12 protein-coding genes, 1 pseudogene and 1 riboswitch are annotated in these 11,142 nt (G+C 75.5%); of the genes and pseudogenes, 7 read left to right on the top strand and 6 right to left on the bottom strand.

Annotated features, from left to right (window positions below; all coding sequences use genetic code 11):
• Positions 1–59 precede the first annotated feature (59 nt).
• Entirely contained in the window at positions 60–1,106 is a 1,047-nt protein-coding gene (locus C5508_RS17620; protein ID WP_232797256.1) for an ATP-binding protein, read from the bottom strand.
• Between the two features lie 51 nt (positions 1,107–1,157).
• A riboswitch (cobalamin riboswitch) is annotated at positions 1,158–1,300 on the bottom strand.
• A gap of 295 nt (positions 1,301–1,595) precedes the next feature.
• Between C5508_RS17620 and C5508_RS17615 the strand changes: the two are divergent.
• From C5508_RS17615 to cobM, 4 genes and pseudogenes are all read left to right on the top strand, one after another.
• A pseudogene (locus tag C5508_RS17615) lies at positions 1,596–1,868 on the top strand (WHG domain-containing protein); the annotation flags it as partial.
• The gene (locus C5508_RS19665; protein ID WP_157944139.1) at positions 1,858–2,325 is read left to right on the top strand and encodes a hypothetical protein; all 468 of its coding nucleotides are present in this window, start codon (positions 1,858–1,860) and stop codon (positions 2,323–2,325) included. The pseudogene C5508_RS17615 and the gene C5508_RS19665, both read left to right, overlap by 11 nt.
• Positions 2,326–2,336: 11 nt before the next feature.
• Positions 2,337–3,569: a precorrin-6y C5,15-methyltransferase (decarboxylating) subunit CbiE gene (gene cbiE / locus C5508_RS17610; RefSeq protein WP_104526233.1), complete on the top strand. Its 1,233-nt coding sequence runs from the start codon at positions 2,337–2,339 to the stop codon at positions 3,567–3,569.
• 73 nt (positions 3,570–3,642) lie between these two features.
• The gene (gene cobM, locus C5508_RS17605; protein WP_104526231.1) at positions 3,643–4,383 is read left to right on the top strand and encodes a precorrin-4 C(11)-methyltransferase; all 741 of its coding nucleotides are present in this window, start codon (positions 3,643–3,645) and stop codon (positions 4,381–4,383) included.
• Positions 4,384–4,385: 2 nt separating this feature from the next.
• Here cobM and C5508_RS17600 read toward each other — a convergent pair whose 3' ends face one another.
• On the bottom strand, positions 4,386–5,471 hold the full coding sequence (locus C5508_RS17600; RefSeq protein ID WP_104526230.1) for a cobalt-precorrin-5B (C(1))-methyltransferase: 1,086 nt from the start codon (positions 5,469–5,471) through the stop codon (positions 4,386–4,388).
• Positions 5,472–5,497: 26 nt separating this feature from the next.
• On the opposite strand from C5508_RS17600, the gene C5508_RS17595 reads away from it, so the two are divergent.
• From C5508_RS17595 to C5508_RS17585, 3 genes are read left to right on the top strand one after another with little or no spacing between them, the layout of a single operon-like run.
• Positions 5,498–6,262 (top strand): cobalt-precorrin-6A reductase, encoded by a 765-nt coding sequence (locus tag C5508_RS17595; protein ID WP_104526229.1) that lies wholly within the window; start codon positions 5,498–5,500, stop codon positions 6,260–6,262.
• The gene (locus C5508_RS20770) at positions 6,259–6,600 is read left to right on the top strand and encodes an FBP domain-containing protein (RefSeq protein WP_104526228.1); all 342 of its coding nucleotides are present in this window, start codon (positions 6,259–6,261) and stop codon (positions 6,598–6,600) included. Before C5508_RS17595 ends, C5508_RS20770 begins: the two co-directional genes overlap by 4 nt.
• Positions 6,601–6,643: 43 nt before the next feature.
• Positions 6,644–7,261 carry a flavodoxin family protein gene (locus C5508_RS17585; RefSeq protein WP_104526227.1) on the top strand — a complete coding sequence of 206 codons (618 nt, stop codon included), beginning with the start codon at positions 6,644–6,646 and terminating at the stop codon, positions 7,259–7,261.
• 7 nt (positions 7,262–7,268) lie between these two features.
• Here the strand turns inward: C5508_RS17585 and C5508_RS17580 are convergent, their stop codons facing one another.
• The 4 genes from C5508_RS17580 to C5508_RS17565 form a co-directional block, all read right to left on the bottom strand.
• Positions 7,269–8,501 carry an MFS transporter gene (locus tag C5508_RS17580; RefSeq protein WP_232797255.1) on the bottom strand — a complete coding sequence of 411 codons (1,233 nt, stop codon included), beginning with the start codon at positions 8,499–8,501 and terminating at the stop codon, positions 7,269–7,271.
• Between the two features lie 50 nt (positions 8,502–8,551).
• A complete protein-coding gene (locus C5508_RS17575) occupies positions 8,552–10,048 on the bottom strand; it encodes a precorrin-2 C(20)-methyltransferase (RefSeq protein ID WP_104526225.1) in 1,497 nt (498 codons plus the stop codon).
• A 14-nt stretch (positions 10,049–10,062) separates the two neighbouring features.
• Complete coding sequence (locus C5508_RS17570) at positions 10,063–10,689, bottom strand: precorrin-8X methylmutase (RefSeq protein WP_104526224.1); 627 nt, start codon at positions 10,687–10,689, stop codon at positions 10,063–10,065.
• Positions 10,690–10,738: 49 nt separating this feature from the next.
• On the bottom strand, positions 10,739–11,142 hold a 404-nt coding region (locus C5508_RS17565; RefSeq protein WP_157944138.1), incomplete at its 5' end, for an HNH endonuclease signature motif containing protein.

Raw genomic sequence — 11,142 nt, 5'->3', positions numbered from 1 at the left:
TTTGTTAGGGTGAGCAACTCATGTATACTTATCTCGTTCTTGGGCGGCTTCACATGTGTTTAAGGGACAGCGCCGGGGCGGGAGTCCTCCAGTGCCCGGTCGAGGGTCTCCTCGTCCAGCCCGGGCGCGTCGAACGGGTTGCGCCGGCGGCGGTGCGGCAGGGCCAGCCGGGCGGCGACCCGGACGTCGTCCTCGGTGACCTCGTCGCGCCCGCACCAGGCGGCGTGCGCCATGGCGGCACGGGCGGTGACCAGATCGGCCCGCAGGCCGTCGACGTCGAATGCGGCGCACACCGCGGTCACCTGGCGCAGCGCGTCGTCGGAGAGGACCACGCGCGGCAGCCGCTCGCGGGCGGCGGCGATCCGGACGGCCAGCGCCGACTCCTCCGCCGCCCACGAGGCGGCGAACCCGGCGGGATCGGCGTCGGAGGCGAAGCGGCGGCGCACCACCGCGGCGCGCACGTCCGGGTCGCGCGGCGCGGCGACCTCCACGGTGAGGCCGAACCGGTCCAGCAGCTGGGGCCGGAGCTCGCCCTCCTCGGGGTTCATGGTGCCGACCAGCAGGAACCGGGCGGCGTGCCGGACCGAGATGCCCTCGCGCTCGACGTAGGCCGTGCCCAGGGCCGCCGCGTCGAGCAGCAGGTCGACGAGGTGGTCGTGCAGCAGGTTGACCTCGTCCACGTACAGCACGCCGCGGTGGGCAGCGGCGAGGAGCCCGGGCTCGTAGGCCTTCACGCCCTCGGTCAGGGCCCGCTCGAGGTCCAGCGACCCGACGAGGCGGTCCTCGGAGGCGCCGACCGGCAGCTCGACCAGCCGGGCCGGCCGCGTCTGCGCGGCGGCGGCCGCCTCGTGCGGTCCGTCGGGGCAGGCCGGATCGGGAGCGGCCGGGTCGCAGCCGAACCGGCAGCCGGCGACGACGTCGACCGGCGGCAGGACGGCGGCCAGCGCACGCACCGTGGTCGATTTCGCGGTGCCCTTCTCGCCCCGCACCAGCACACCGCCCACCGCGGGGGAGACGGCGTTGAGCAGGAGGGCCAGCCGCAGGTCGTCCATGCCGACGACGGCGCTGAAGGGGTAGGTCATGCGCGGGTACGGCGCACGGGGCACGCGTCCTCTCCCCGGGTGTCCACGCCCGGAGGTGGCAGGGACGACGGCTGGAGTCTCCTGGCTCCCGGATCGACATCCGTCCCCGACCTTCCCGCGCTCCTCCGGGCGGACCCGGCGGAGCTCAGTGGTCGTGCGTGGGGACGGACTCCCCGGTCACAGTGGCGGGACCGCGCCGGGATCTCACCGGGCTTCCTCCACTGCCGTCGCGTGTGGCTCCGACATCAGACCACGACCGGTCCGCGTGGCGACAGCCCGGTCGACCACCGACCACACGCGCCGGTCCCTTGCCGCTGGCGGGTTGCCAGCGGCAAGCTGCTCCCGTACCCCACACGGACGCGGACCTTCGGCAGCTGCTGATGCGCTCGTCCAGGCGCTCGAGGCCGCGGCGGCAGCCGGTTTCCTCGAGGTCGGGGTGGCCTACGTCCGCTTCGCCCGTGACCACCCCGGCCACTTCGCGGTGACGTTCACGCCGGCGGCCCTGGACCTGGCCGACCCGAGCTGCCGGCGGCCCGCGCGCGCACCTTCGGCGTGCTGCAGGGCGGGGTGGGCGCGCTGGCCGCCGCCGGCCGGTTGGACGACGCCTGCGCCGCCGTCGTGGCCGCCTGGTCGCTCGTGCAGGGGCTCGCCGGCCTCGCCGCGAGCGGCAACCTCGCCGCGGCCGGACTCGCCCCCGATGCGGGCGGGGACGCGCTGCTCGGCCTGGCCCGGCGGACGGCCGGGATGCTCCACGGCTCACCCGGAGGGAATCCCGATGGTGCGTGACGCCCTGCTCGGCGTGCACGTCCTGGCCGGCTCGGCGGGGCTGCTGCTCGGGCCCGCGTGGCTGATGGCCCGCCGGGCGGGGGCGCGGGGCCGACGGGCCGCGGCCGGGTACCAGGTGGCGGTGGCCGCCGCCGCGGGAACGGGAGCGGTCCTGGCGGTGGCCGCGCCGGGTCTGGCGTGGCTGCTGCCGGTGGCCGTCCTCACCGAGGGTCTGGCCGTCGGGGGCGCGCTGGCGCGCCGCCGGGGCTGGCACCGGTGGCGGACGGTGCAGCCGCACCTGCTCGGCGGGTCCTACATCGCGCTGGTCACCGCCCTGCTGGTCGCCGAGACCGGCAGTCCGGTGTTGTGGGCGGTCCCCGCCGTCGTGGGGCAGCTCCCGATCGCGCTCGCGAAGCGGCGGCTGCACGCGGCGGCTCCGGCGCTCGGCCGGACGGGTGCGGTCGGGCGGCCTGCCTAGGATCAGCGCCCGTGCCAGCAGCCGACGTCCCTGCCGACGGCCCGATCGTGGTCGTCGGGATCGGTGCCGACGGCTGGGAGGGGCTCTCGCCGCGCGCCCGGAGCGCCGTCGAGGCCGCCGACGTCCTTCGCGGGAGTGCCCGGCAGCTGGCCCTCGTGCCGCCGCGGGTGCCCGCCGAGCGGGTGCCCTGGCCCTCGCCGCTGGCACCGGCGGTGCCGGGGCTCCGCGACGAGCACGCCGGCCGTCGGGTCGTGGTGCTGGCCAGCGGGGACCCGATGCTCTCCGGCATCGGCAGCACGCTCGTGCGAGCGCTGGGTCCGGATGCGGTCGAGGTGGTGCCGCACCCGTCCTCGGTGACGCTGGCCTGCGCCCGCCTGGGCTGGGCGGTGGAGGAGACGACGGTCGTGCCGGTGGTCGGCCGGCCGGTCGAGCTGGTCGCGCCGCACGTGACCCCCGGCCGCCGGTTGCTGGTGCTGGGCTCCGACGGCCGCACCCCGGCGCAGGTCGCGGCGCTGGTGGCCCTGCTCGGTCACGGGGCCAGCCGGGTGCGCGCGCTGGCGCAGCTGGGTGGCGCCGAGGAGCGGGTGTTCGAGGGCTCGGCCGCCGACTGGCCGCATGCCGACACCGATCCGCTGGTGGTCACGGCCGTGGAGGTCGTCCCCGATCCGGGCACCGTGCCGCTCCCGACCGTGCCGGGGCTGCCTGACGACGCCTACGAGCACGACGGCCAGCTGACCAAGCGGGACGTCCGCGCGGTAACCCTCGCCCGCCTGGCCCCGCTGCCCGGGCAGCTGCTGTGGGACGTCGGCGCCGGCTCGGGGTCCATCGGCATCGAGTGGATGCGCACCCACCCGTCGTGCCGCGCGGTCGCGGTCGAGCGCGATCCGGTGCGGACGCAGCGCATCCTGCGCAACGCCCTGCGGCTGGGGGTGCCGGTCCTGGACGTCGTGGAGGGGAGCGCGCCCGATGCGCTGGCCGGGCTGCCGTCGCCGGACGCGGTCTTCGTCGGGGGCGGGGCGACCGTGCCCGGGGTGCTGGACGCGTGCTGGTCCGCGCTGCGCCCGGGCGGCCGGCTGGTGGTCAACGCCGTCACGCTGGAGAGCGAGGCGGTGCTGGCGCAGCAGTTCGCCCGGCACGGCGGGGACCTCGTGCGGCTCGGCGTCGCGTCGGCATCGCCGGTGGGCGGTTTCACCGGCTGGAGGGCCGCCATGCCCGTGACGATCTGGTCGGGAGTCAAGACATGACCGAGCGTGCGAGGTCAGGCAACGACGGAGCACGGCCCCGCACGCATCTGACGGGCGCCAGCGAGGAGGCAGCATGACCGTGCACTTCATCGGAGCCGGGCCGGGGGCCGCGGACCTGATCACGGTCCGCGCCGCTCGGCTGATCGCGACCTCGCCGGTGTGCCTGTACGCCGGTGCGCTGGTACCGCGCGAGCTGCTGGACACCGCGCCCGCCGGCGCCCGGCTGGTCGACACCGCGAACCTGGACCTGGACGAGATCACCGCCGAGCTGCTGGCCGCGCACGGGGACGGCCTCGACGTCGCCCGGCTGCACTCCGGCGACCCGTCGGTCTACAGCGCCATGGCCGAGCAGATGCGCCGGATGGACGCCGCGGGCGTGCCCTACGACGTCGTCCCCGGCGTGCCGGCGTTCGCCGCGGCGGCCGCCGCGCTCAAGCGGGAGCTGACCGTGCCGGGCGTCGGCCAGACGGTCATCCTCACCCGCACGTCGGCGCGCTCCACGCCGATGCCGCCGGGGGAGGACCTGGCCACCCTCGGGGCCTCGCGCGCCACGCTGGTCCTGCACCTGGCCGTGCAGCGGATCGCCGAGCTGGTGCCCGAGCTCCTGCCGTCCTACGGCGTCGACTGCCCGGTCGCGGTCGTCGCCCGTGCCAGCCGCGACGACGAGCTGGTCCTGCGCGGCACGCTGGCCGACATCGCCGGGCAGGTCGAGGCCGCCGGCGTGAAGCGCACGGCGGTGGTGATCGTCGGCTCGGTGCTCACCGCGGGGGAGTTCCCCGACAGCCACCTGTACTCGACCGCCAGACCCCGCTGATGTCAGGCGGTTCCGACGACCGTCCCCGCGCGGTCGATCACGATCACGTCGACCGTCACCGGCGCTCCCCGCAGCACGCCGAGCGCCGTCTCCCGGGCCGCGGCGGCGACGAGGTCGCCCAGCGGCAGGCCGGCCGCCTCGCACTGCCGGAGGGCGTCCAGCGCGGTGTTGGCGGCGCGCACGCCGGCCACCAGCCCGGGCGGGCCGCCCGCGTCGCGCACCCGGGCGGCCAGCGACTCGAAGGAGACCTGGGAGCGCCCGGAGTGCAGGTCCAGGTGGCCGTCGGCCAGCTTGGCGAGCTTGCCGATGCCGCCGGCGATCGTCAGCCGGTCGACCGGGTGCCGGCGGAGGTACTTGAGCACGGCCCCGGCGAAGTCGCCCATGTCCAGCAGCGCGTCCTCGGGCAATTCGTGCTGCTCGATCGCGACCCGCTCGCTGGTGCTGCCGGTGCAGGCCGCGACGTGCCGGTACCCGGCAGCCCGGGCGACGTCGATGCCGCGGCGGATGGAGTCGATCCACGCCGAGCAGGAGTACGGGACGACGACGCCGGTGGTGCCGAGGATCGACAGCCCGCCGAGGATGCCCAGCCGCGGGTTCCAGGTGCGCCGCGCCAGCTCCGCGCCGTGCTCGACCGACACCTCGACCACGACGTCGCCCGTGCCGCCGTGCCGGGCGGCGACCGCGGCTACGTGCTCGCGGATGAACTGGCGGGGCATCGGGTTGATCGCCGGCTCGCCGACGTCGAGCGGCAGGCCGGGCTTGGTCACCGTGCCGACGCCCTCGCCCGCGCGGAAGGCCACGCCCGCGCCGGGGACGCCGTGCGTCACCCGCACCGACACCAGCGCGCCGTGGGTGACGTCGGGGTCGTCGCCGGCGTCCTTGACCACGCCCGCGGAGGCGGTGCCGGGCTCGAGCAGCTCGGTGGCCAGGGCGAAGGCGGGGTGCCGGTCGTGCGGCAGGTCGATGGTCACCGGGTCGGGGAACTCGCCGGTGAGCAGCGCGGTGTAGGCCGCGGTGGTCGCCGCGGTGGCGCACGCGCCGGTGGTCCAGCCGGACCGCAGGCCGGTGCCCTCCGCCGCCGTCGTCACCCGATCAGCATGCACGGCGGGCCGGGATGACCGGGCGGGTGCTGGTGCTGGGGGGCACCGGTGAGGGGCGCGCGCTGGCGGCGGCGCTCGTCGAGCACGGCGTCGAGGTCGTCAGCTCGCTCGCCGGCCGGGTGGCCGACCCGGTGCTGCCGGCGGGGGAGGTGCGGATGGGCGGCTTCGGCGGTGCGGACGGTCTGGCGGCCTGGCTGCGTGCCGAGGGGATCGCCGCCGTCGTCGATGCGACGCATCCCTTCGCGGCGTCGATGACCGACTCGGCGGCCCGCGCCGCAGCCGCCACGGGTGTTCCGTTGCTGCGACTGCAACGACCCGGCTGGGTCGCTGAGCAGGGCGATGACTGGCAGTGGGTCGGGTCACTGGAAGAAGCAGCACGTGCGGTCGCCGGGTTCGATTCGGTCTTCCTCACGACGGGACGGCAGGGCCTGGCGGCGTTCGCCGGGATCCCGGGGCGCTGCCTGGTGCGGTCGGTCGACCCGCCCGCGCCGCCGATGCCGCCGCGGGCGACGGTGCTGCTGGCGCGCGGCCCGTTCACGGTGTCGGACGAGCGGGCGCTGATGCGGGCGCACGGGGTCGACGTCGTCGTCACCAAGGACAGCGGCGGGACGATGACGGCGGCGAAGCTCGTCGCGGCCCGCGAGCTCGGGGTCCCGGTCGTGCTGGTGCGCCGGCCACCGCTGCCGCCCGGCGTGCCGGTCGTGGCGACGGTGGCCGAGGCCCTCGCCCGGCTGGCCGGACATGAGTCGCGTGCTCCCGCGGCGAGGCCTCCGGCCTGACGCTGCCTCGTGACTTCGCCCGGCTGCCCTGGGACGAGATCGTCGTTGCTGAGTCGGCGTCCAGCCGCAACCCGTCGGGCGACGCCATCTCGCTGTTCACCGCGCGGCCACCCGGGGAGCCCGGCCGCACCGGCAACACGGTGGGCACCTACGTCGGCGCCGACCTCGGGTGCGCCGAGGGCGCCCGCACCGAGATCCCGCCGTGGCTGCGCGACCGGGACCCCGGGGAGGTGGGCCGGGAGCGGAGGCGGAACTGCGCGAGCGGGTGGGGAACTTTCCGGACGCCGTCCTGCGGCCGTGAGCGACAGGGAACCCGAGTTCCCTGGTGCGCGATCTGATCGTCATGTGTGAAAGCGCAGGTCGGCTGGGCAGAGGACCGGAATGACCGACACCGCCCCGCTCCGCGCACTCGCCCTGGTCTGCAGCCTCAAGGCCTCGCCCGCGCCGTCCAGCAGCGACCTGATCGCCCGTCAGGTGCTCGCCGAACTGGGCGAGCACGGCGTCACCGGCGACGTCGTGCGGGTCGTCGACTCCGACGTCCGGCCCGGCGTCGAGGTGGACATGGGGGAGGGGGACGAGTGGCCCGCCATCCGCGCGCAGACGATGGCCGCCGACATCCTGATCGTGTCCACGCCGACCTGGGTGGGGCACATGAGCAGCGTGGCCCAGCGGGTGCTGGAGCGGCTGGACGGCGAGTTGTCCGAGACCGACGACTCTGGTCGGCCGCTGGTCACGGGCAAGGTGGCGGTGGTGTCCGTCGTGGGCAACGAGGACGGTGCCCACAAGATCGTCGCCGACCTGTTCCAGGGACTGAACGACATCGGCTTCACGATCCCCGCCCAGGGCTCCACCTACTGGAACGACCAGGCGATGGGTGGCACCGACTACCTGGACCTCGACGAGACGCCCGAGGCGGTGGCCTCCACGACGGCGACCCTCGCCGAGAACGCCGCGCACCTGGCGCGGGCGCTGCGGGCGACCCCCTACCCGGGGCGCTGACCGCCGGTCAGGCGGCCAGCGACTCCTGCACCGCGCGCGACGCGGGGTCGGGTCGCTGTACGGCCCGGCGGCGCGCGCGCACGCCGGCCACCGCCGTCAGCGCGAGGACCACGAGAACCGCGGCGTAGATCTCCGTGACCGTCTCCAGCGGCACGACGGCGGAGAGCGAGCCCGCCACGATCGCGGGAATGCTGAAGCTCAGGTAGCCGACGACGAAGACGCTGGAGAGCAGGCCGGCGCGCTCGGCGGGGGCCACGCCCTGGCTGGCGGTGGCGACCGCGCCGAGGAACGCCATGCCGAAGCCGAGTCCGGAGACGACGGCGGAGACGAACAACACGACCGTGACGCCGGTCAGCAGGGCCGCGATCGTGCCGCCGACGCCGATCGCGAAGACCGACGCTCCGGCGACCATGGCCCGCTCGGGCGGGAGGTTGTGCCCGAGCACCGCACCGATCGCGGCGGACCCCTGCATGGCCAGCACCAGCAGGCTCCCGATCAGGGGCGCCCGGAGGTCGAAGACCGAGGCGGCCAGCGAGGGGCCGAGGGACAGGTAGAGCCCACCCAGCGCCCAGGCGGCCACGAGCACCGGCAGCGCGGTGAGGAAGGCCGGGCGCTGCGGGCGGGGCACGCGCACCGTGGGCCGCAGCGAGGCCAGCGCCCCGGGCGCGCGCGGGGAGGTCTCGGGCAGGAACGCCACGATCGCGGCGGCCACGACCAGCGCGGTGGTGAGGGCGGCGAACACCCACCGGGTCGGCGAGGCGGCGTACTCGACGACCAGCCCGGCGCCGACGACACCGACGGAGAGGCCCAGTCCGGGAGCCGCGCTGTTCAGCAGCGGTCCCAGCGGCCGGTCGGGGCGCTGGGTGTCGAGCAGGAGCGCGCCGAGCGTGCCGGTGAGCGCACCCATCGACAGCCCCTGGACCACCCGCGCCACGAGTAGCCAGCCGATGCCGTCGGCGGCGAGGAAGACCACCATCGCGGCGGCCTGGAGCAGTAGGCCGCCGACCAGCACGGGGCGCCGTCCGACGTGGTCGGAGAGCCCACCCACGACCAACAGCGCGGCCAGCAGGGCGAAGGCGTAGATGCCGAAGACGATCGTCAGCATGCCGGGGCCGAAGCCGAACTGGTCCTGGTAGACGCGGTACAGCGGCGTCGGGACGCCGGAGGCGGCGAGCACCAGCAGGAGGAGTCCGGCGGCGGTCCAGAAGGCGGGGGTCCGCGAGAGCGTCGGCACGGGCATGATCGTTGCCAAGGGCAACGAGCGCCGCGGCATTCCCGGTCCCCGGCGTGTCAGCCCGGATATGTGCGCGGCGTGTACACCGCGCCCGACGGCGTGACCCGGGTCTGCGACGAACCGATCATCACCAGGCAGCGCATGTCGACCGTGTCCGGATCGAGCTCGCCGAGGGTGGTGACGGTGAGCCGTTCCTCCGGTCCGCCGACGTCGCGGCCGACGACCACCACCGTCTCCGGGGCCCGGATCTCGAGCAGCGCCCGCAGGGCCTCGCCGAGCTGGTGCGGCCGATGCCGCGACCGGGGGTTGTAGAGGGCGATGACCAGATCGGCCGCCGCGGCGTGGCGCAGCCGGTCGACGATGACGTCCCAGGGCTTGAGCACGTCCGACAGCGACAGCACGCAGAAGTCGTGGCCCAGCGGGGCGCCCACGCGGGAGGCGACCGCCTGCGCCGCCGTGAGGCCGGGGACGACCCGCACCGCGATGCCGGCGAACTCAGGCCGGGCTGCCACCTCGAGGACGGCAGCGGCCATGGCGAAGACGCCCGGGTCACCGCTGGAGACGACCGCGACCCGGCGTCCCGACCGGGCGAGCTCCAGGGCGTGCGCGGCGCGGTCGGCCTCGACCCGGTTGTCGCTGGGATGGCGCACCTGGCGGGGATTGGCGGGCACCCGGTCGACGTAGGGGCCGTAGCCGACGAGGTCGTCGGCGGCGGCGAGCGCCTCGGCGGCCTCCGGGGTGGTCCAGCTCCGGGCGCCGGGCCCGAGTCCCACCACGACGACCTCGCCGGTGCCCGGCGCGGACGCCGTCGGTGCGGCCGGCTCGACGAGCTGGGCGGTCAGCGGGCTCGGCAGGAGTGCGAGGGAGAAGTACGGCACGCTCGCCGGGTCGACCTCGGCCAGCGGCAGGCAGCGCTGGCGGTCGGTGGTGGCGCGCTCGACGTAGAGGGCGCGGTCCAGGACCCCGGCGCGCTCGAACGCCTCCCGTACCTGCGGGAACGTACGGCCGAGCTTCATCACCGCGGCGGAGTCGGTGGCGGCGAGCCGCTCGGCCAGCTGGTCGGCCGGCAGGGTGCCCGGCAGCACGGTGAGCACCTCGTCGCGCTCGACCAGCGGGCGGCCGACGGCGGCGGCCGCGCCGCTGACGCTGGTCACGCCGGGGACCACCTCGGTCGGGTAGCGGTGCGCGAGCCGCTTGTGCATGTGCATGTAGGAGCCGTAGAAGAGCGGATCCCCCTCGGCGAGGACGACGACGTCGCGTCCGGCGTCGAGGTGGGCGGCGAGCCGGGCGGCGGCGGCCTCGTAGAACTCGTCGATCGCGCCCTGGTAGCCGCCGGGGTGGTCGGTCGTCTCGGTCGTGACCGGATAGACGAGCAGTTCCTCGATCTGCCCCTCGCGCAGGTACGGCTCGGCCACGCCGCGGGCGACCGACCGGCCGTGCCGGGCGGCGTGGAAGGCGACGACGTCGGCCGCGCCGATCAGCCGGGCCGCCTTGACGGTGACCAGCTCCGGGTCACCGGGGCCCAGCCCCACCCCGTACAGCCGCCCGCTCACTGCTCCGTGCCCGCTCACTCGACGTCGCTCGCGATCGCGTTCACGGCCGCAGCGGTGATGGCGCTGCCGCCGCGACGGCCCCGGACGACGAGGAAGTCCAGGTCGGAGGCGGCCAGCGCGTCCTTGGACTCGGCGGCACCGATGAAGCCGACCGGGATGCCCAGCACGGCGGCCGGCCGCGGTCCGCCCGAGGCGACCATCTCCAGCAGGTGGAACAGGGCCGTGGGTGCGTTGCCGATCGCGACGACCGCGCCGTCGAGCCGGTCCCGCCACAGCTCGACGGCCGCGGCGGTGCGGGTGGTGCCGAGCTCGGCGGCCAGCCCCGGGGTTCGCGGGTCGTTCAGCGCGCAGACGACGTCGTTGTCCTTCGGCAGCCGCCGTCGCGTCACGCCGCTGGCCACCATCTGGACGTCGCAGAGCACGGGTGCGCCGGCGTCGAGTGCCTCGCGGGCGCGCTGCACGACGGCGGGGGAGTAGGCGATGTCCTCGACCAGGTCGACCTGCCCGCAGGCGTGGATCATCCGCACCGCGACTTTCGCCACGTCAGCGGGCAGCCCGGCCAGATCGGCCTCGGCGCGAATCGTGGCGAACGACTGCCGGTAGATCTCGGCGCCGTCCTTCTCGTACTCGTAGAGCTCCATCGGGCGCAGACGCTACGTCCCGGGAGCGCGGGCCGACCGTCGGGTCCGGTCAGCCGGCGCGTGCGTCGACCGTCTCCTGGGTGATGCGCTGGAGGACGAGGATCTCGGTTCCGTCGGGGCGGTAGGTGTGCCATCGGCCGTCGGCATCTCGTTCGATGCGGAACCCGTGGTGGACCTTGGTGTGGTGGCGCTCGCACAGCAGGGCCAGGTTGTGCAGTTCGGTGTCTCCGCCGTGGGCCCAGTGGACGAGGTGGTGGACGTCGCACCAGTGGCTGGGTGCGTCGCAGCCGGCGAAGACGCAGTGCCGGTCGGCGTGCTCGACGGCTCGCCGCAGGTGGGGTGGCACGACGCGGTGGGTGCGGCCGAGGTCCATCGGCTGGCCTTCGGGGCCGACGACGATGCGGGTGACGTTGCCGTCACACGCCAGCCAGCGGGCCCGGGCCGCGGAGATGG

The sequence above is a fragment of the Blastococcus atacamensis genome (assembly GCF_002938425.1).
GTDB lineage: Bacteria > Actinomycetota > Actinomycetes > Mycobacteriales > Geodermatophilaceae > Blastococcus > Blastococcus atacamensis.
Note: the sequence above shows the minus strand (reverse complement) of the source record. Positions and strands in the feature narration are given on the sequence as shown.

Excerpts from the sequence above, each read along its gene's own strand:
- cobM (WP_104526231.1), top strand. The coding sequence starts at position 3,643 with ATGACCGTGCACTTCATCGGAGCCGGGCCGGGGGCCGCGGACCTGATC.
- C5508_RS19665 (WP_157944139.1), top strand. The coding sequence starts at position 1,858 with ATGGTGCGTGACGCCCTGCTCGGCGTGCACGTCCTGGCCGGCTCGGCG.
- C5508_RS17585 (WP_104526227.1), top strand. The coding sequence starts at position 6,644 with ATGACCGACACCGCCCCGCTCCGCGCACTCGCCCTGGTCTGCAGCCTC.
- C5508_RS17580 (WP_232797255.1), bottom strand. The coding sequence starts at position 8,501 with ATGCCCGTGCCGACGCTCTCGCGGACCCCCGCCTTCTGGACCGCCGCC.
- C5508_RS17570 (WP_104526224.1), bottom strand. The coding sequence starts at position 10,689 with ATGGAGCTCTACGAGTACGAGAAGGACGGCGCCGAGATCTACCGGCAG.
- C5508_RS17595 (WP_104526229.1), top strand. The coding sequence starts at position 5,498 with ATGACCGGGCGGGTGCTGGTGCTGGGGGGCACCGGTGAGGGGCGCGCG.